Below are 18,490 nucleotides of genomic sequence, written 5' to 3' on the forward strand. Positions count from 1 at the left end.
GCGCGGCCCACACGTGCTCGTCGAGGTCCCGGCGGACCTCGGCGAGCACACGTGCGTCCGCAGGCGGGCACCGCGGTTCGCGCACATCACCGTGAAGTCATGTTGCGCAAATTCTTGACCACTGCCGCAATACTGCCTAGCTTCACTGTGCCCACCCCGTCACAGGAAGCCCGCTGTGCGCATGTCGCGCCAACCGCCCTGAGGGCACCGCCGGTTGCGCCGTCATGCCCCCCACCGCTGAAGGGATCCCCTCGTGAATCGCCGCCTCCTCCTCTCGGTCGCCGTCCTGTTGATGGTGACCGCGGCCCCGGCTCATCCGGCCACCGCAGAGGACGTCCACGTCGAGGGCACGCTCGCCTCCGGCGCGACGTACGTCATGGACGTCCCCGCGGGCTGGAACGGCACCGTCCTCCTGTTCAGCCACGGCTTCCGGCCGAAGGGCGCGCCCAATCCGGCCCAGAACGTCACCGACCCCGCCACCCGCGCGCTGCTCCTCGAGGACGGCTACGCACTGGTCGGTTCCTCGTACGCCACCACGGGCTGGGCGGTGGAGCACGCGGTGCCGGACCAGCTGGCGACGCTCGACGCGTTCACCGAGCGGTTCGGGGAGGCCCGGCGGACCCTCGCCTGGGGCCAGTCGTACGGCGGGTTCGTGACCACGAAGATCGCCGAGCGCCACGGCGACCGGATCCACGGATCACTGTCCGCCTGCGGACTGGTCCACGGCGGTGTCGCCAACTGGAACAACACGCTCGACCCGGTCTTCGCCCTCAAGACCCTCCTGGCGCCCGACGCCTCGATACCCCTGGCCGGCTTCCGCGACCAGGCAGCCGCCACGACCGCCGCCACCACCCTGACCGGCGTCGTCACCGAGGCACAGACCTCCGCCGACGGCCGCGCCCAAATCGCCCTCGCGGCGGCCCTGCACAACATCCCCGGCTGGAACGACCCCTCCCAGCCCCGCCCCGCTCCCGACGACTGGAACGCGCAGCAGGCCAACCAGTACACGGCCGTCCGGGGCCTCCTCGCGACCGCGGCGTTCAGCTGGCGCCAGGACACGGAGACCCTGGCGGGCGGAAACTCGTCCTGGAACACGGGCGTCGACTACGCCAAGCTGCTGCGCACGTCCTCGGCGTACAAGGAGGTCAAGGGCCTCTACAAGGCGGCCGGGCGCTCCCTGAAGGCCGACCTCAAGACGCTCAACACCGCCCCGCGGGTCAAGGCCGACAAGAAGGCGGTCGACTGGATGAGCCGGACCAGCGCCTTCACCGGCCGGCTGACGAAGCCTCAGCTCACCATCCACACCACCGGCGACGCACTCGTCCCCGTACAGACCGAGAGCGCCTATCTGCGCGCCGCCACGGCCGGCGGTTCGCGCCCGCTGCTGCGCCAGGCGTACGTCGACAACGCCGGCCACTGCACGTTCAGCCCCGCCGAACAGGTCGCCGCCCTGGACGCGCTGGAGCACCGGGTGGACACGGGCCGATGGGGCGACACGGGGGCCGACGCCCTCAACTCACGGGCGGCGCAGGCCGATCCGACGACTCCGGCCCGCTACAGCGCGTACCGCCCCACCCCGTACCTGCGCCCCTACGACCTGGCCCATCCGGGCGACGCGTACCGGCCCTGACCCGTCCCGCCCGGCGTGGGAACGGTCCGGCCGTCCGCGCTTCCCGCATCCTCTCCTCGACGCGTGCGACCACGTTCGACCGCATGCGACCACGCCTGAGCGCACACGACCGACGCATGTCCGGCCGTTGGCGCCCCGGAGCCGGAGGAGGAGTCGATGCCGTCCCACCCCACGCCTCGCAGGACACCCCTGTTGCTGACCGCGGCGGCGGTACTGGCCGCCGCGGGCTGGACCGCCGTGGGCCAGCCGGCGGGAGCCGCACACCGGACCCTGGCACCCGAGCCGCCCCCGCCGGCCATGCTCTGCGCCCCCGCGGGCACCCTGAAGGGCGAGGGCGGGCAGCGCGCCTCCGTCAGCCTGTGCGCGAGCGGCGGGGGCGCCGGTACGTCCCTGTCGGCTCCGGCCACCTGCGGGCGGGCCGGATCCTCCGTCCGGTACACCTGTCGGACGTCCGGCACCTGGACCCTGCGACGCGACGGCAGAACGGTCGCCACCGGCCCGCTTCCGGGCGGCAGGGAGAACCCCGGTCCGGGCACGTACGAGGTCAGCGCCACCGTGCACGTACGTTCGACGCCCGCGGGTCCCGCGGGCGTCGACCTGCGGGGCACGGTCCGCGCCGGCCTGACCCTCACCGACCCGAAGCCCGTCGCCACCCATCGCATCGAGGCCGACCGGCACACACTGCGGCCGAACACGACCACGACGGTGACGTACACCGTCTCCCGCGACAGCGACGAGGGGGACGGAAGCGCCCGTTTCGGGCTCATCGGCGAGGAGGCCTCGGGGGTGGAGCTGACGACGTCCGATCCGCGCTGCGTCAATCCGCTCGTCGGCCGCTATCCGTCGAGCGCCCGCAGCATGTACGCCCTGGACTGTGCCCTCACCGACCTCCAGCCGGGCCGTCCCTCCACGGTGGTCGTCCGGGCCCGGCTCGCGGACGTCTGCACGACCGTCGTGTCCAAGCTGGGTTACTGGATGCCCCGGGGCCAGAGCCTCTACACCGGAGGCATGCTCGCCGGCCCGACGGCCGGTTGCGCGCGGTCAAGTGCCCGCGGGCACTGACCACTTGGCGCCAGGAACACCACCGGGCCGGCCCCACAAGGGGACCGGCCCGTGGCGGTCGCGAGGCTGGCCCTCGCCGCCGGTGCGCGATCGTGCCGTCGCGGTGTCAGGACTGCGGCGGCCGGTCCTGGTCCGGGTTCGAACCGAACTGGTCCTTGAGCCTGTCCTGGGCGCCGTCGACCTGACCGCTGTACTTGCTCTGGGTCTTGTCGTCGACGAAGTCTCCGGCCTTGTCGACGCCCTTGTTGGCCTGGTCCGGGTGGCCCTTCAGCATGCCCTTGATCTTGTCCATAACGGACATGAGTCATCCTCCTGATCAGTTCACCCCCACGCCTCCAGGGTCACCGCAGGTGGCTGATTTCGCATCCGGGCGGGAAAACAGCCGGTCAGGGGCCTGGACCTAGGCCTCGGTGCGGCACTCCGGGTGTCCCCAGCCATCGGGGTTCTTCGCGATGGTCTCGCCCGCGGTGTACGAGCGGCCGCAGCGGCAGCGGCCGGGGAACTTGGCCTTGAGCGTGCGCGAGGACGACGAGGCCGACGCGGCGGAGGAGGACGCGGTGCGCTTGCGCGGCGGTCCCGCGCTCTTGGCCGTCTTCTTGGCCGCGGGCGACTTCGGCGGCTCCGGAGAGCCGTGCTCGCTCCCCGCCGGTTCCTGGACGAAGGCCGCCTGGCTCGCGGCCCGGTCCGCGAAGTCGTTGAGCGGGTCGCCGTCGACCTGGTGCGCGGGCACGTACCGGAACTCGACCGAGCGGCCGTCGAGCAGCTCGTCGATCCGTACGACGAGTTCCTTGTTGGCCACCGGCTTGCCCGCCGCCGTCTTCCAGCCCTTGCGCTTCCAGCCCGGCAGCCAGGTCGTGACGGCCTTCATGGCGTACTGGGAGTCCATCCGGATCTCCAGTGGCACATCCGGGGCCACGAAGGTCAACAGCCGCTCCAGCGCGGTAAGTTCGGCGACGTTGTTGGTCGCCGTGCCGAGCGGTCCCGCCTCCCACTCGGTGGGAGTGGTACCCGTCCCGTCGGCGATGACCCAGGCCCAGCCGGCGGGGCCCGGGTTGCCCTTCGATGCCCCGTCGCATGCGGCGATTACGCGTTCACCCATGGGCTCGATCATGCCAGGGGTCGGGGTACCTCCGGGACGGCGGGTGGTCGGGGGCGAGTCCGTCCGGCCCGGGACCCGTCTCGTCGCGGCGTCGAAGCACACCCCGGAAAACCGTCCGGACAGCGGCCCTCTGACCACGCGCAACTGTCCGCCGGACCCCCCTTCCTGTGAGTTATGTTGAACCTGAGTGGGACACGAAGGAGGCGCATCGGTGCCATCGCCGCAGCAGGCCCGCGCGCAGGCGTCCGCGATCAGCGCGGGGAAAGCGGTCCCGGAGGCGGAGGCCGCTCCCACCACACGGCTGCGGGCACTGTTCGACGGCCCCCGGCTCTCTCCCGGGCAGCGCCGCATCGCCCAGTACCTGATCGAGCACATCACCGAGGCCGCGTTCCTGTCGATCACGGATCTCGCGGAGCGGGTGGGCGTCAGCCAGCCCTCGGTGACCCGCTTCGCGACGGCGGTGGGCTTCAGCGGCTATCCCGCGCTGCGCGAGCGCCTCCAGTCGATCGCACTCAGCAAGCTGGCCAGCACGCCCGAGGCCGCCGAGGAGGCGGAGGCGGCCCGGCCGAACGAACTGCAGGCGGCCGTCGACGCCGAGATCGACAACCTGGAGAACCTGCGCCGCGACTTCGCGGACCCGGAACAGGTCATCGAGACCGGCCGCGCGCTGTCGCAATCGACCCCGCTCACCATCCTCGGGCTGCGGATCTCCGGTTCGCTGGCCGAATACTTCGCGTACGCCGCCCGTCGCATCCACCCGGACGTCCGGCTGGTCACGCGCGGCGGCAGTGTCGCGTACGACGCCCTGCTCCAGTCGCGCGAGGCGGGCGGCACGTGGGTGCTGGCCTTCACCATGCCCCGGCACGCGCACGAGACGCTGATGGCCATGCGGGTCGCCCGGCGGGCCGGGCTCAGTGTCGCCCTGGTCACCGACCTGGGGCTGGGACCGCTGGCGGACGAGGCCGACGTCGTCTTCGCCACCGGCACCGGTTCACGCCTCGTCTTCGACTCGTACGCGGCGCCCGTCGTGCTGTCCGCGGCCCTGCTCCAGGCCATGACCGACGCCGATCCCGAGCGTACGCAGGCCCGCCTGGAGGACTACGAACAGGTCGCGGACGAGCACGCCTTCTTCGTCAAGGACTGACCTCTCCGGCATGTGATGACCGGTGTGCGCAAGGGGCGATTCAGCCGTACCTCCACATGAATTTTTTCATACCCTTGCGTACCGGACGGTATATATGAATACTTCTCGCTGATCGGGATCCGGTGGGGTCCTGGTCGGCCCGGGACCGCGCTCCCTTCTCGCATCGGCCCCGGGCGCATTGAACGGGCACCGCTCACGCTCGCCCGTGGCGGCCCCGGTCCATCCCCTAGGCCGGGGCCGCCAAGAACCACCCTCACCACCCGCCGGCCACCTCGGAAGCGATGTCCATGTCCCTGACGTACTCCCCCATCAGCACGGATTGGCCGTGTCAGGTCAAGACGCCCGGCAACCGGGACTGGGAACGATCGGCCGCCAAATGGCTGCGCGACCTGGTGCCCTCCCGCTACGCCAGCTATCCGCTGCTGATCCGTCAGCCCGTGCTGCTCGCCCGTCACGCGCAGATCCAGCTCCAACAGGAGATCCGGGTCGTGCGCACCGCGCTGCACAGCGCCCGGGCCGAGCTGCCCGCCCTGGGGATGCCGGAGTCCGTCATCGAGAACACGATCAAGCTGTACGCGGCCGAGCTCACGCAGCTGAACCACATCGCCCGGGGTGTACGTGTCGTCTCCCAGGCCCTGGTGGAGAGCCACAACACGCGCCACGGCCACTGAGCCGGTCGCCCGCGGACCCGGCGGGTTCGCGACTGCGGACGCTCGCTAGTCTGCCGGGATGCGTGATGGGGGAAGCGGGAGTGACGAGGGCTTTGACGGTCTCGACGAGGAGCCGTCGGCCGAACCTCGGGGCCGGTTCGGATCGTTGACGAGGCGTCTCTCGTCGCGCCTCTCGTTGCGGGGGCAACCGCGGAAGCGCCGCTGGGCCGTCGTGGGCGGAGCCGTGGTCGTCCTCGCCGCCGGGGTCTCCCTTCCGCTCGCGCTCGCCGACTCCGGTTCGGAGAAGCCCTGTTGGCGGCTGCCCGCCTCGACGCGGGCGCTCGCCGACGACGCGACGGCCGCCACGAGGGCACTGGATCCCGGCGAGGACCTCGAACGGCTCGGCTCGGTCAGAAAGCTGCTGGCGCACGGGAAGGTGTGCGACGACGGCGCCCGCGTACTCGGCGACATCGTGAACACGGCCACCCGTGCGAAGAGTTCGGGCGCACCGCACACCCTGGCGCAGGCCCGCGGCGCGTACGCGGTGGCGGCGGTCCTCCACGACGCGGAGATCCCCGACGGTCTCGCGCCCGGTGTGGCGCGGATGCTGGCCGAGTACGTGGTGGACTCGGGGCGCGACGGCTCGCTCGGCGACGACGACGCGAACCGCCCAGCGGTGCCCGCCGAGGAGGCCCTGCTCGACCCGAACGGCTATTCCCGGTACGGACGCTTCCTGGCGGCCGACGAGGCACACGTCGTCTTCGAGCACAGCGACAGCCACGCGGACGCCGACGCGAACATCGAGTACCTCGTCGCCGAACTCGCCAAGGATCCGGAGGCGTTCGCGATCCTCTACGACGCCGAGCGCGCCTATTTCGCGTACTACCTGGAGCGTCTGACCGACTCGGGGGGCGACCCCGACTTCCGCCCCCCGACCGACAAGCGCTTCGAGTCGACTCCGCAGGACTGGCCGGACAACGACCTCCAGGACATGTCCGGCCGGATCGGCAACCTCATGAAGTACCGCGCCGCGTACGTCAGGAACGGGACGATCCCCGACCTCGCCGCCTTCGACAAGGCGGTGCGCGAGCACACGCGTGGCACGTTCCGCCCCGCGTCCCGGCAGCTCGACGACCGCCCGCCGATGGGCGACATCGCGGACCGGAAGGCCGTCGGTCCGGTGCGGGGCGACCTGATGGACGGCCGCCACCAGCTGTTCACGGTCCTCGAAGGGTGGGCCGAGGATCGGAACGTGTCCGCCGAACGCGCCGCCACGATGCGGCAGTTGGTGGACGACTGGTACGTACGGGCGCTGTGGATGACGATCTACTAGCGGGACGGGCCACCAGCGGGGCGATCTACCGGCCGGCAAGCGGTCAGAAGCGGAACCGGAGCCCGGAACAGCCTCGCCGGTTCGCCTGGTCCTGCGCGAACTGCTTGAACATGCGCTGCTCGGCCGCCTTGTCGACGCCGGGGATGTCGTCGGAGGCGCTGAGTGCGAAGTTGGCGGCCTCGCCGTCGCAGCGGGCAGTGGCCGTGGTCGACAGGAACTCGCCGTTGCTGTCCTCGAAGACGAGGCGGTTGCTCCAGTCGCCGTACCAGGCGACGAAGTACATCCCCTTGTCGTTCCCGTAGTCGCCCGCCTCACTGCTCAGGTCGCACTGTCCCGTGGGCGCCGAGTCGTTCATACCTGCCTCGACGCGCCAGTCGCCGTCCTCCGGCAGGCCCGCCCTGGTCACCCACTCACAGCCGGTGCCCTTGGCCCGCGTCAGCGGCACGGCCTCGGGCTCGTCCCCGAGGGCGGGCGGCACCGCGTTCCCCTTCGGCGCCCTGAGCGGCTCGGCACCGCAACCCAGCCGGTCCGAGGCCGAGTTGGCGAGCGCGACTACCGCCTGGTAAGCGGCTCCCGGCACCCCGTACAGCGTGTCGCGGCCCATCCAGGTGCGCACCAGGAGCTTGCTCTGCCGCCCTTCGGCGTCCTTGGGGAGGTCCGGGCAGGGCATCAGGAGCTGGATCACGCCGAGGCGGTCGATGAACCCGGGCAGGCCTTCGGGCACCGCGGACTGCGAGGAGAACCCCTCCTCGGGAAAGGCGCGGAAGAGCTCCCGGTCCTGGTCGTCGCGCCGGGTGTACGCCTCCATGCCGATGAGGCGTGAGTCGTTCACCTCGTCGCCCTCCATGGTGAGGTCGCACGTGTAGGAGCCCAGGGCGCCGGTCTGCCGGGACTCCTCGCTCTCCAGGTGTGCGTCGTCCGGGGTGAGCCGGTCCACGACGTCCCGGGGCAGTGCCCCACCGCACGCACTGCCGGCCAGCATCCAGTCCCGTGCGTACGGCTCGGCCACGTAGCCGCCGATGCCCAGCACCGCCGCAGCCGCCACCGACACCTTGATCCAGCGCCGCACCGTTTCCGACCCCCGTCACACCCGCACCGGCATTCGCTCCGGCCTCACGGCCGGGCAGGCCCGGACCCTACTCGGCGCCTCGGACCGGCGCGCACCCGACCCCGGCCGGGCATGGCACTCAGTTCCCTGATCGGAGCACACCGAGTGCCATCCGCTCCCCGTCCGGTGCTAGGTTCCCCACCATGAGCGAGGCACCCCGCCCTGACCAGGCGGCCGATGTGGCACCTCCGAAGCCGCCGATGCGGGACTCCCTCGTCGCGGCGGCGTTCCAGCTGTTCCTGGAGCGGGGGTACGAGCAGACCACCGTCGACGAGATCGTGGCGCTCGCGGGGGTCGGACGGCGGTCCTTCTTCCGGTACTTCCCGTCCAAGGAGGACGTGGTCTTCCCGGACCACGAGCGCTGTCTGGCCGAGATGAACGATTTCCTCGGCAAGGACAACGGCAACAGCAGTGGTGAGGGCGGAGGTGCGGACGACCCGGTGGCCAGGGTCTGCGACGCCGCTCGCGTCGTGCTGCGCATGTACGCCGAGAACCCCACGTTCTCCGTCCAGCGCTACCGCCTGACCAAGAAGGTCCCGGGACTGCGGACGTACGAACTGTCGGTGGTCTGGCGGTACGAGCGCGCGCTGGCCGAGTATCTGCGCGGGCGTTTCGCCGGTCGTCGTGACGGGACGCTTCGGGCCGACGTGATCGCCGCGGCCGTGGTCGCCGCTCACAACAACGGGCTGCGGTCCTGGCTGCGTTCGGACGGCCAGAGCGACGCGTCCGCGGAGGTGGACCACGCGCTCGCCCATGTCCAGCAGGTCTTCGGTCCGGACCCCGGGCCCGTCGGACCGGCGCAGGAGCCTGCCGACGAGCCGGTGAAGGAGCCGGCGGGGGACGACGTGGTCGTCGTCATCTCCAGGCGCGGTGCGCCGATGTGGAGGGTCGTCCAGGAGGTCGAGACGGCTCTCGGTCGAAATCCCGACTGATTCAGGGTACTGAGTGCCTTTACGCGTGGCACTGCGTGCCATAATCTGAGGTCGTGCACGGCGCTCCGCGCACTTCTTCAGATTCCGGCCCGGCGCAGGGAGATGACATCGTGTTCCACCGAGGAAGCGGGACCACGACGGGCGTACTCGACCCGGAGACGACGACCAGCGGCCCGGCCGCCGAGGAAGGGCTCCTCTACCAGCGTTGTCGCTGGTGCGGGACCGCCACCTTCCACCGGCTGCTCTGCCCGGTCTGCCAGGGCAGCGACCTTCGCACGGAGCGCAGCGCGGGCCTGGGCGTCATCCGTCACGCCACCGTCGTCCAGCGCAACACTCCGGGCGCGCGCAATGTGTCGCTCGTCGAGATGGCGGAGGGATTCACCGTCCGGGGCCGGGTCTCGGGACCGCTCATAGCGATCCGTACCGGCGACCGCGTCCAGCTCACCACGGCGTTGGACCCGGTCCGCCGCGAACCGGTGTTCAAGCTCGTCGAGGAGCCGTACACCGGCTGGCACTGACCGGCGCTCACACCGGCGCGACGCGCGTGGCGGATCCACGGGGGACACTGGGCAGGGTCAGGAACCCGCGGAGAGCGTGGAGGAGCCCATGCACGCCAAGGACGTTCTCGTCGACGCGTACGGTCGCATCCGGGAAGAGGTCCACGCCGCCGTGGACGGCCTCTCCCCCGACGACCTCAACACCCGCCTCGACGACCGGACCAACTCGATCACCTGGCTGGTCTGGCATCTCACCCGCGTCCAGGACGACCACGTCGCCGACGCCTTCGGCCTCAAACAGGTCTGGCTCTCGCAGGACTGGCCGGACCGCTTCGCCCTGGGCCTGCCCGGCCGGGACACGGGCTACGGCCACACCCCACGGCAGGTCGCCAAGGTCCAGGTCGACTCGGGCGACCTGCTGCTCGGCTACTACGACGCCGTCCACGAGCAGACGCTGGCCGCCCTGCGCGACCTGCGCGCCGACGACCTGGACCGGATCGTCGACGAGAACTGGTCCCCGCCCGTCACCCTGGGCGCCCGCCTGGTCAGCGTGCTCTCCGACGACCTGCAGCACGTGGGCCAGGCGGCGTTCGCACGGGGGATCCTGGAGAGCCGTTGAGGACGACGGCCGTGCCGTGAGCCCGTCGGCACCAGTCGGTCGCACCACGCGGTCGCGTCAGTCGCGGCGCGCCAGGAGCCGATAGGCGTTGGACAGACCCAGTCGGTGCGACAGACGTCTGATCACGTACCGGTCCAGCAGGGTGCCCAGGATCAGGAAGGGCACGCCGGCGATCAGCGTCGTGGTGCGCAACGTCCGCCGCCAACGATTCGGCGGATGCGGCAGCCACGGCAGGTCCTCGCGAGGAGCGGCCGCGTCGAGGGCCAGCCAGGCGCCGGCGAGGAGGTCGACCGGATCGTGCGGTTCGGCGTGCTGTTCCGCCACCACCGTGAAGCCGAGGTCGGTCAGTCTGCGCCGCAGGTTCTCGACCGGGACGAGGTGCAGGTGCTGCGGCTGGAGCCAGGGCAGCCACCAGCGGCCGAGGAGGCGCGCGTAGCGGCTGTCGGGGTCGGGGACCTCGATGAGCAGATGGCCGCCGGGGCGTATCGCCCGGTGCGCGGCCTCCAGTTCACGGCCGGGCTCGGTGCTGTGCTCCAGGTAGTGGAACATGCTCACCACGTCGTAGTGGCCGGCGAGTTCCGGGGCCAGGTCGGGAAAGCTGCCGCGGTAGCCCCTCTCCACCCGTCCGGCGCGCTCGGCGAGTTCGGCGCCGTCCGTGAAGTCGAGCCCGTCGAAGGTCGTGCCGGGGAAGACAGTTCGCGCCGACTCGCAGAAGTGGCCGTGGCCGGTGCCGACGTCCAGCCAGTTCTTGGGCGTCGAGGCGAACGGCAGCAGGGACTCCGCGCGCTGCCGGTACATCGCGGTCCGGCCCCCGAAGGCGCTGCCGAGCTGCTTCTCCCCCAGACCGTCGTAGAAGTCGCGGTAGTAGAACTCCAGCCCCTCGGCGCTCAGTCGGGGGTTCTGGAAGGTGTGCCGGCAGTCCTGGCAGCGGTCGAGGACGAAGTGGCCCGGCTTGTGCTGGAGCAGGTCGGTGGTGCGCAGCCGCGTCTTCAGCCGTGCCGAGCCGCACCAGGGGCAGTCGGTGCGCTGGGGTTCGAAGAAGCGGTCAAGGCCGCGCGCCAGATCTGCCTGGTAGGCGGGGCGCAGCGCGGCGACCTGCTCGGCGCGACTCGGCGTCGGCCCGCTGTCCGTGACCTGTTCGGCGCGACTCGGCGTCCGCTCGCCGTCCGCCCCTTGTGGTTCGTGCTCTTCGTCGCTCATGGGGCCTCCTTGGAGGGCGCGCCGATGGCCAGTTCTTCGAGGTGAGTTGCCGCCGCGCGGGCACCACCCGCGGCACGGAACGTGGTACGGATCCGCTCGGCGGCGACGCGGTAGCCGGGTTCGTGGAGTACGGCGTCGACCGCCGCGCCCAGCCTGGGCGCGGTGACCCGCCCGAACCTGACCCGGATGCCCGCTCCCGCGTCGACGACCTGCCCGGCCACGACGGGCTGGTCGTCGCGGATTGGGGCCACCACGAGGGGGACGCCGTGCCACAGCGTCTCGCACACGGTGTTGTGCCCCGCGTGGCAGACGACCGCGTCGACCCGTTCGAGGAGCGGGAGTTGAGGGACCGAGGAACGGATCAGTATGTCCTTGTCGTCCCGGTCCGCGTGTGCGCCGAGCACGTTCGCCGGATCAACGATGACCGCCTGCACCCGGTCCGCACGGCAGCGCAGGGCATCGTGGCACTCGGCGAGGAAGCGGGCCCCGACGTCGGTGTTGGCGGTGCCGAGGGTCACGAGCACCGTGGCACGGGCTGGGTCGAGCCAGGTCCAGGGGAAGTCGGCCGAGGCCGGCCGCGTGGCCATCGAGGGACCGATCCAGCGGATCCGGTCGCCCGCGCCGGCGCCCACCTCTCCCGCTGCTCCAGATCCCGCTCCCGCCCCGGAGCCGGCCAGTTCCGGCGTGCTGAACGCGAGCACCAGGTGCGGGGAGAACCGCGGATCGGCCGTGCCCGACGGATCACCGATCCTGCCGCGCAGATCGTGGAGCAGCGCGTCGAGCCAGTCCGCGACCTTGGGCATGCCCGCCAGCGCGTCGGCGAAGGTGAATTCGGCGGAGGTGGTGGACGAGGTGGCCCACGGCACGCGCAGCCGCTCGGCGACCAGCCCTCCGGCGAAGGCCTGCTGATCGGCAACGACGACATCGGGGCCGAACTCCCCGATGGCCGCCCGTACGCCGGGGGCCATCGCCTCGGCCAGCGGCACCAGGAACCGTTCCCACAGGAACTTCAGCGCCTCCGGGCCCCGGAGTTCCGGTGGCCGCACTCCGTCTTCCCCTGTCAGGACCGGTCCCGCGCACGGGAACACCAGCGCCTCGTCCCCCGCCAGCCGCCGGACGAGCCCGGGATCGGCGGACGCCCAGGCCACCCGGTGTCCCCGCGCGGTCAGTTCCGCCGCGACGCCCACCGTCGGATTGATGTGGCCGACCAGCGGCGGCACGACGAACAGGAAGCGGCTCACGGGGCCTCAGCAGCCCTCACGAGCGCGCCCGCGCTCTGCTCGTCCACGCCCCGCTGGTCCGTCTCCCCTTGGATCATGGAGAGGATGTGGCCGCCGACGGCTCCCGGCGCCTCGACGAGCACGGAGTGTTCGTGCCCCGGCACCACGACGGTCCGGCAGTCGGGCAACAGCGACTCCAGCCACGGTGCCCGCTCGACGAGGGCCGACTCGCCACCGTAAAGGGCGAGTACCGGGCAGCGTACGGACCGGATCTGGTCCTCGGTCAGTACCTGGCTGACCGGGATGTCCCGGGCGAGGGTGGTCTCGCGGGCCAGGCGGGCCGCGCCCTTCGCCAGACGGGCGGTGTTCTGGCTGCGGTTGGCGGTGATCCAGGCCAGCGCGGCGGCCTCGTTGTGCGCCAGCTCGGTCAGCACCTGCCGCAGGACGCCGTCCATGGTCGCCGCCCACCCCGCGGTCGCCGGCTCCGATTCGATCAAGGAGACGCCGGCCGCCCGCTCCGGGTGGCGGGCGGCGTGGCCGAAGGCGACGGATCCGCCGAAGGAGTTGCCGACCAGTTGGACCGGTCCCGTCACCTCCAGCCGGTCGAGCAGTGCCTCCAGGTCGTCGATGTGGTCGTCGAGGCGGTAGCCGCTCTCCGGGCGCTCGCTGCGGCCGTGGCCGCGCAGGTCGTACATGATCACGTCGATGCCGGACACCGCGAACACCGGTGCCAGGGTGAAGTAGTAGCTGGCCAGGCTGTCGGTGAGCAGGCCGTGGACGAGAACCGCGGTCGCGGTGACGGGACGCCCTCCCTTGGGGGTCATCCGCTGGACGTGCAGCCGGACGTCGCCGGTGTCGACCATCGCCATGGCTCAGCCCGCCTCCGCCACTTCGAGGCTCCGCACGACGTACTCGACGAGCCTGCCGACGGTGAGTTCGATGATCTCGTCGAACTCCATGCCGGCCAGGAACTCGGCGAAGTTGACCTGATCCCCGTACCTCTCCCCCAAGAGGCCCGCCAGGGTCACGAGGTCGATGCTCTCCAGTTCCAGATCGCGGTTGAACGTGGTCTCCATGCGGACCTCGACGCCGTCGAGGCCGTACTCGTCAAGGAGGGTCGCGAGCATGCCGGTGAGGTCGGCGAGGACCGACTCCTCGTCCGCGCCCACGGGTTCGGCCTCGGTCGCACCGGTCGGCTGACTCGGGTTCATCGATCGCTCTCCTCTTGGTCCGTCGGTCCGGTCGTCCAGGCCACGACGTAGTCCCTGTCCGGCAGTCCTGGCGGATTGCCGGTCCGCTCGCAGTGCACGGTGTACGCGCGTTCGAGGCGCCCCGAGACCAACAGCCGGTGCCCGGCGTCACTGGCGCCACCGGCTGTCGCTTCGAGCACGGTGAAGTCCCGGGGGCGTCCGCGGAATCCGGTGCCCTCCGCCTTGGCGACCGCTTCCTTGGCCGCCCAGAACCGGGTGAACCACAGCGCCTCCGGTTCGCCGGTGGCGGCACATCTGGCGCTCAACAGCCTCAGCTCGTCCTCACCGAGGGCGACGGCGAGGGTCTGCGCGTCCCTCTCGACGACCTCTTCGATGTCGATGCCCGGCCCCGGTTCGGGCCTGTGCGGCCGTACGATCGCGACCCCGGCCTCCGCGCGGTGGGCCAGCGAGATGTCCAGCGCGGGCAGAGTCCGGCCGTGTAGCCCGGTGACGTACGGCCGCCCCGACTCGTCGTTGCGCACGCGGATCTCGGCCGGGAAGACCGGTCCTTCGCCGTGGTCCCACAGCCACTGCCGTACGGCGTCCTTGGCGGCGATCCGACCGAGCAGCCACTGTCTGCGCCCTCGGGGAGCGTGCCGCTCGTACTCCGAACGCTCCGCGCCGCTGAGGGAGTTGCGCATGATCAGGTCACGCGAGGCGAGGTCGGGCCAGCGCTCGTGGAGCAGGGACCAGCCGCCGGGCCGCGCCTGGGAGAGGGTGTTTCGCTCGGGGAACCGCTCTACGGGCCTGGTCTGCGGGTCGTTGTCGAAACGGCGGTCCTGCCAGCCCGTGAGCTCCGCCCACACCTCGCCCGCGACGACCAGTTGGACGTCGGCTTCGAGCAAGGTGTCGGTGAGGGAGGTGATCCTCACCAGGCATTCCACGTCGGTCCCGGGGCGCGGGTGCGGCCCGTAGAACCGCATGTGCCGCATCTGGACGGGGAACACGACGGTCCGTTCCGTACGGGCCGCCATGATCCAGTAGCCGAGGAGCTGGCCCACGTTGTCGAGCAGGGCACCGGGGGCCGGCGGCGTGGTGATCACGCCTCGTACGTGGCTGTCGCCGATCGCGGTGAGTTCTGTGACCCCTTGGAAGGCGGGTCCGTGGAACATCCAGCGCTCGTCGTAGAGCTGGGCCGCGGTGTGCTCGGGGGCTCGTTCGGAGCCGGGATCCGCACGCCATGGGGTCGGGGGCGTCACTGGATAGTGTGCCGCGAACTCGACCACCGCACGGGCTCGAGGGCCGAAGGCGACCGCGAGGCGGCCGGGACCGTCGGGGACGGCGGTGACCGGTACCTCGACCTCCGGTGTGGCGGTGAGCCACTGGTCGAACCGGGCCCCGTGCACGGCGACCGCCCGCATGCCGGGGGCCGCGTCCCGGGCCGCCTCCATGATGTGGTGAACGATCGTCGTCGCGGGGACGACCGGCCAGCGGTCGGACACGTCGGGCCAGCCGGGCCGCTGCGGGAAGAAGCAGTGGTCCAGGAGGTACGGCATCGCTTCCGGGGATACGCGGATAGCGGTGCGCCATACCTGTGCGGGTGGTTCGGGGGTGGGGGGCGTGGCTGTGAGGTGAGGAACCGTGGGGGCGGGGGCTTGGGTGGGGGCGGGAGCTTGGGCGGGGGCGGCTGCCCGGGCCGGGGCCCGGATCGGAGAAGGCACCAGGGTGTGGGCAGGATCAGGGTTCGTGTCAGGGCTGGAGTGGCGGCTGCCTGCCGTGATCAGTGCGGCGGCCGTGTCGGCCGTGTCCCTCAACAGCGCGCTCAGTTCGGCGGCGACCGGCATGCGCTCGGCGAGCGCGTCCAGAGCCGACGGGCCCGCGGCGGCCGGCGTGGGGATGGAATCGCTCGGGGCCTGTGTGCCCGTCCCTGCCGGAACGCGGTGGTGGTGCGCAGCCGAAGCCTGGTAGACGGGCGGCCCGGTACGCAGCTCGGCTCGCAGCTGTGTGAGGGCCGGGCCGTCGAGCGAGATGAGCGCCCCGCCGAGGTCGAGTCGGACGGTGGGCCGGTCCACCCGCGTGGGGCGCACCGAGCCGACGGGCCCCGTAGATCGGGCGGAGGGACCAGCGGTAGGAGCGGAGGGAACGGCGGAACGAACAACGGACGGCGGCAGCGCGGGAGCGACCGCCGCGCCCGCGGTCCACAGCGCCGTCGCCACGCGGCGGAGCTGGGCGAGGCCGGTGCGGTGGGGCGAGTTGGCCGCCACGACCAAGTGGTCGCGCCCGCTCAGTGTGTCGCCCACGAGTGAACCGAGCTGCCCGGTGCCGACCTGGACGAAGACACGATGGCCCGCCGTGTACATGGCCTCGGTCAACTGCTGGAAGCGCACCGGTTCCAGCAGGTGTCTGACGAACAGGTCGCGTACGGCGGCCTCGTCGGCGGGGAAGGGCGCCGCGGTCGTTCCCGACCACAGGGGCACGGTCGGCGGATGCAGCCGGAAGCGGTTCGCCGCTTCCTCGATGGGTGCGAGGTAGGGCTTCAGCATCGGTGTGTGGAAGCCGGACCGGAAGGGCAGCACCTGGCTGAGCACACCCCGGGCGCGGAAGGAGCGTACGAACTCCTCCACCGCCTCGTGCGGTCCGCACACCATCGACTGGTTCGGCGCGTTGTCGTGGGAGAGGACGATTCCGGCGTCCGTCCACCGGTCGTCGAGGGCTTCCAGGACGCGCCCGGCGGGGGCGCCGAGAGCGGCGAAGGACAGACCGGGAACGGTCAGCGAGTCGGGGTCGAACGACTCCATGAAGTCGCTCACTTCGTCACCTGCGTACATCCCTGCGGCAACCATCGCCGTCCACTCGCCGACGCTGTGCCCGGCCACCGCGTCCGGGACGACGCCCATGCGGCGCAGCGCCCCGTCGAGCAGCCGGCCGACGCCGACGACACCGAATCCGTGCCGGCCCACGTCCGAAACCCGGGCCGTCTTCTCGGTGTTCGGGGTGGGCTCCGGGAAGCCAGGAAGGCCGAAGTGGGCGGCGACGTCGTCGACATGGGGTTCGAAGTCGCCTTCCAGTCCCGGGAAGACGAAGGCCAGTTTGCCGCTCTTGCTCCCGTCCGCACCGCCGCCGAGCAGCGGGCTCGGCGTGAACCAGACGTCGCTTCGGCCGTGCCAGGCACGTCCCTTGGCGACCGCCCGGCGGGCCAGGGCGAGCCGCTTGGCGGTGGGGGCGACGATGCCGAGCCGGGCCCGGCCCGCGTCCGGATGTGTCCGGTCGCTGTCGAGACCGGCCGCGAGCAGGGCCGAGTCGTCGCCCTCCAGCAGAGCGGCGAGGCGCTCGGGGCTGTCGGCGCCGACCAGGAACACCTGCTCCGGCTCGGCGACGGAAACGGTCGCCGTGTGCCGGGTGGCCCTTACGCCAGGCGCCTGCTCCAGTACGACATGCGCGTTGATACCGCCGAAGCCGAACGCGTTGACGGCTGCCCGGCGCACCGGCCGCTCGCGACTGGTCTCCCAGGGCATCGCCGTCTCCAACGGACGGAACCGGGTGGCCGCGAGCGCGGGGTGCGGGTCGTCGCAGTGGAGCGTCGGCAGGAGCATCCCGTGGTGGACGGCGAGGGCGGCCTTCACCAGGCCGGCCACTCCGGCGGCGGGCATGGTGTGCCCGATCATCGACTTCACCGAGCCGATCACCGCGGGGTCACCGTCCGCGCCGGGCCCGAACACCTCGGCCAGGGTGCTCAGTTCAGCCGCGTCGCCTGCCGGGGTCGCGGTGCCGTGGGCCTCCAGGAGGCCGATGGATCCGGGCTGGGCGGGATCGAGGCCCGCCGCTTGCCAGGCCTGGCGTACGGCGTGGGCCTGGCCGCCGGGGTCGGGGTTGACGAGACCGGCGGCGCGGCCGTCGCTCGCCACGCCGGTGCCCCGGATGACCGCGTAGATCCGGTCACCGTCGCGCTCGGCGTCAGCCAGTCGCTTGAGCACCACCACACCGGTGCCCTCGCCGATCAGGATCCCGTCGGCGCTACGGTGGAAGGGGCGGATCCGCTGGCTCGGGGAGAGCGCGCGGAGTTGGGAGAAGACACTCCAGAGCGTGATGTCGTGGCAATGGTGCACTCCCCCGGCGAGCATCAGGTCGCAGCGCCCGGAGGCGAGTTCACTCACCGCCTGGTCGACGGCGACCAGCGACGACGCGCAGGCGGCGTCCACGGTGTAGGCGGGGCCGCGCAGATCGAGTCTGTTGGCGACGCGTGAGGCCGCGAGGTTGGGCACCAGACCGATGGCCGACTCGGGGCTGTCGGGCCCGAGGCGCTCGGTGAACGCCGCCCGGACGCGGTCGAGTTGGACCAAGTCCAGGTCGGGCAGCAACTCGCCGAGCGTACGCACGAGTTGACCGGCGGTGCGGACCCGTTGGTCGAGGCGGACCAGACCGGGGGTGAGGTAGCCGCCCCGGCCGAGGACGACGCCGATGCGATGCCGGTCGGGCAGCCGGTCCTCGCCGCCCGCGTCGGCGAGGGCGGCGGCGGCCACGTTCAGCGCGATGAGCTGGTCGGGCTCGGTGCCGGGCACGGAGTTCGGCATGATCCCGAACCGGCTGACCTCCACGTCGGCGAGCTCGTCGACGAAGCCGCCGCGTCGGCAGTACACCTGGTCGGCGACGGCCGGCCCGGTCGCGGAATCGGGTCGGTAGTAGTCGGCGTCCCACCGCCCGTCCGGTACGTCGGTGATGGCGTCCGTGCCCGCCAGGAGGTTCCGCCAGTACGCGTCGAGGTCGGCGGCACCGGGCAGCAGCACCGCCATCCCCACGATGGCGACA

Annotated in this window: 16 protein-coding genes; 8 read left to right on the forward strand and 8 right to left on the reverse strand. The window is 71.7% G+C overall.

The window, feature by feature from the left end; all coding sequences use genetic code 11:
* Window positions 1-292 precede the first annotated feature (292 nt).
* Both OG718_RS10125 and OG718_RS10130 read left to right on the forward strand, forming a co-directional pair.
* The gene (locus OG718_RS10125; protein WP_328847719.1) at window positions 293-1,630 is read left to right on the forward strand and encodes an alpha/beta hydrolase family protein; all 1,338 of its coding nucleotides are present in this window, start codon (window positions 293-295) and stop codon (window positions 1,628-1,630) included.
* Window positions 1,631-1,786: 156 nt separating this feature from the next.
* Window positions 1,787-2,692: a hypothetical protein gene (locus OG718_RS10130; RefSeq protein ID WP_328843954.1), complete on the forward strand. Its 906-nt coding sequence runs from the start codon at window positions 1,787-1,789 to the stop codon at window positions 2,690-2,692.
* A 106-nt stretch (window positions 2,693-2,798) separates the two neighbouring features.
* On the opposite strand, the gene OG718_RS10135 is transcribed toward OG718_RS10130, so the two are convergent.
* Together OG718_RS10135 and OG718_RS10140 are read right to left on the reverse strand one after the other, a co-directional pair.
* Window positions 2,799-2,993 carry an antitoxin gene (locus tag OG718_RS10135; RefSeq protein WP_143641087.1) on the reverse strand — a complete coding sequence of 65 codons (195 nt, stop codon included), beginning with the start codon at window positions 2,991-2,993 and terminating at the stop codon, window positions 2,799-2,801.
* A gap of 99 nt (window positions 2,994-3,092) precedes the next feature.
* On the reverse strand, window positions 3,093-3,803 hold the full coding sequence (locus OG718_RS10140) for a ribonuclease H family protein (RefSeq protein ID WP_328843955.1): 711 nt from the start codon (window positions 3,801-3,803) through the stop codon (window positions 3,093-3,095).
* A 199-nt stretch (window positions 3,804-4,002) separates the two neighbouring features.
* Between OG718_RS10140 and OG718_RS10145 the strand changes: the two genes are divergently transcribed.
* The 3 genes from OG718_RS10145 (at window position 4,003) to OG718_RS10155 (ending at window position 6,918) form a co-directional block, all read left to right on the forward strand.
* A complete protein-coding gene (locus OG718_RS10145) occupies window positions 4,003-4,935 on the forward strand; it encodes a MurR/RpiR family transcriptional regulator (RefSeq protein WP_186001335.1) in 933 nt (310 codons plus the stop codon).
* Between the two features lie 281 nt (window positions 4,936-5,216).
* A complete protein-coding gene (locus tag OG718_RS10150; RefSeq protein WP_143641084.1) occupies window positions 5,217-5,606 on the forward strand; it encodes a hypothetical protein in 390 nt (129 codons plus the stop codon).
* A 58-nt stretch (window positions 5,607-5,664) separates the two neighbouring features.
* On the forward strand, window positions 5,665-6,918 hold the full coding sequence (locus OG718_RS10155) for a hypothetical protein (protein ID WP_328843956.1): 1,254 nt from the start codon (window positions 5,665-5,667) through the stop codon (window positions 6,916-6,918).
* A 43-nt stretch (window positions 6,919-6,961) separates the two neighbouring features.
* Here the strand turns inward: OG718_RS10155 and OG718_RS10160 are convergent, their stop codons facing one another.
* Window positions 6,962-7,987: a hypothetical protein gene (locus OG718_RS10160; RefSeq protein WP_328843957.1), complete on the reverse strand. Its 1,026-nt coding sequence runs from the start codon at window positions 7,985-7,987 to the stop codon at window positions 6,962-6,964.
* Between the two features lie 239 nt (window positions 7,988-8,226).
* Here OG718_RS10160 and OG718_RS10165 point away from each other — a divergent pair, with 239 nt between their 5' ends.
* The 3 genes from OG718_RS10165 to OG718_RS10175 all read left to right on the forward strand — a co-directional run bounded on the left by OG718_RS10165 (window position 8,227) and on the right by OG718_RS10175 (window position 10,074).
* Complete coding sequence (locus OG718_RS10165) at window positions 8,227-8,958, forward strand: TetR family transcriptional regulator (RefSeq protein WP_328847720.1); 732 nt, start codon at window positions 8,227-8,229, stop codon at window positions 8,956-8,958.
* Between the two features lie 107 nt (window positions 8,959-9,065).
* Window positions 9,066-9,476, forward strand: a complete 411-nt coding sequence (locus OG718_RS10170; RefSeq protein ID WP_143641303.1) for a Zn-ribbon domain-containing OB-fold protein — start codon at window positions 9,066-9,068, stop codon at window positions 9,474-9,476.
* 88 nt (window positions 9,477-9,564) lie between these two features.
* Window positions 9,565-10,074: a mycothiol transferase gene (locus OG718_RS10175; protein ID WP_143641080.1), complete on the forward strand. Its 510-nt coding sequence runs from the start codon at window positions 9,565-9,567 to the stop codon at window positions 10,072-10,074.
* 57 nt (window positions 10,075-10,131) lie between these two features.
* Here the strand turns inward: OG718_RS10175 and OG718_RS10180 are convergent, their stop codons facing one another.
* Genes OG718_RS10180 through OG718_RS10200 form a run of 5 tightly spaced genes read right to left on the reverse strand, consistent with a single transcriptional unit; the run spans window position 10,132 to window position 18,474 of the window.
* Window positions 10,132-11,274 carry a class I SAM-dependent methyltransferase gene (locus OG718_RS10180; RefSeq protein WP_328843958.1) on the reverse strand — a complete coding sequence of 381 codons (1,143 nt, stop codon included), beginning with the start codon at window positions 11,272-11,274 and terminating at the stop codon, window positions 10,132-10,134.
* Window positions 11,271-12,515, reverse strand: a complete 1,245-nt coding sequence (locus tag OG718_RS10185) for a glycosyltransferase (protein ID WP_328843959.1) — start codon at window positions 12,513-12,515, stop codon at window positions 11,271-11,273. Before OG718_RS10185 ends, OG718_RS10180 begins: the two co-directional genes overlap by 4 nt.
* The gene (locus tag OG718_RS10190; protein ID WP_328843960.1) at window positions 12,512-13,363 is read right to left on the reverse strand and encodes an alpha/beta fold hydrolase; all 852 of its coding nucleotides are present in this window, start codon (window positions 13,361-13,363) and stop codon (window positions 12,512-12,514) included. Before OG718_RS10190 ends, OG718_RS10185 begins: the two co-directional genes overlap by 4 nt.
* A 3-nt stretch (window positions 13,364-13,366) precedes the next feature.
* Window positions 13,367-13,705: an acyl carrier protein gene (locus OG718_RS10195; protein ID WP_143641077.1), complete on the reverse strand. Its 339-nt coding sequence runs from the start codon at window positions 13,703-13,705 to the stop codon at window positions 13,367-13,369.
* Window positions 13,702-18,474 carry a beta-ketoacyl synthase N-terminal-like domain-containing protein gene (locus OG718_RS10200; protein ID WP_443055329.1) on the reverse strand — a complete coding sequence of 1,591 codons (4,773 nt, stop codon included), beginning with the start codon at window positions 18,472-18,474 and terminating at the stop codon, window positions 13,702-13,704. The genes OG718_RS10195 and OG718_RS10200 overlap by 4 nt, the downstream gene beginning before the upstream one ends.
* Window positions 18,475-18,490: the final 16 nt, after the last annotated feature.

This window comes from Streptomyces sp. NBC_00258 (genome assembly GCF_036182465.1).
Classification (GTDB): domain Bacteria; phylum Actinomycetota; class Actinomycetes; order Streptomycetales; family Streptomycetaceae; genus Streptomyces.

What these genes read in the sequence shown, in the direction of transcription:
- OG718_RS10125 (WP_328847719.1), top strand. Translation starts at nt 293, where the DNA reads ATGGTGACCGCGGCCCCGGCTCATCCGGCCACCGCAGAGGACGTCCAC.
- OG718_RS10130 (WP_328843954.1), top strand. Translation starts at nt 1,787, where the DNA reads ATGCCGTCCCACCCCACGCCTCGCAGGACACCCCTGTTGCTGACCGCG.
- OG718_RS10135 (WP_143641087.1), bottom strand. Translation starts at nt 2,993, where the DNA reads ATGTCCGTTATGGACAAGATCAAGGGCATGCTGAAGGGCCACCCGGAC.
- OG718_RS10140 (WP_328843955.1), bottom strand. Translation starts at nt 3,803, where the DNA reads ATGATCGAGCCCATGGGTGAACGCGTAATCGCCGCATGCGACGGGGCA.
- OG718_RS10150 (WP_143641084.1), top strand. Translation starts at nt 5,217, where the DNA reads ATGTCCATGTCCCTGACGTACTCCCCCATCAGCACGGATTGGCCGTGT.
- OG718_RS10155 (WP_328843956.1), top strand. Translation starts at nt 5,665, where the DNA reads ATGCGTGATGGGGGAAGCGGGAGTGACGAGGGCTTTGACGGTCTCGAC.
- OG718_RS10165 (WP_328847720.1), top strand. Translation starts at nt 8,227, where the DNA reads ATGCGGGACTCCCTCGTCGCGGCGGCGTTCCAGCTGTTCCTGGAGCGG.
- OG718_RS10175 (WP_143641080.1), top strand. Translation starts at nt 9,565, where the DNA reads ATGCACGCCAAGGACGTTCTCGTCGACGCGTACGGTCGCATCCGGGAA.
- OG718_RS10180 (WP_328843958.1), bottom strand. Translation starts at nt 11,274, where the DNA reads ATGAGCGACGAAGAGCACGAACCACAAGGGGCGGACGGCGAGCGGACG.
- OG718_RS10190 (WP_328843960.1), bottom strand. Translation starts at nt 13,363, where the DNA reads ATGGCGATGGTCGACACCGGCGACGTCCGGCTGCACGTCCAGCGGATG.
- OG718_RS10195 (WP_143641077.1), bottom strand. Translation starts at nt 13,705, where the DNA reads ATGAACCCGAGTCAGCCGACCGGTGCGACCGAGGCCGAACCCGTGGGC.
- OG718_RS10200 (WP_443055329.1), bottom strand. Translation starts at nt 18,474, where the DNA reads ATGGCGGTGCTGCTGCCCGGTGCCGCCGACCTCGACGCGTACTGGCGG.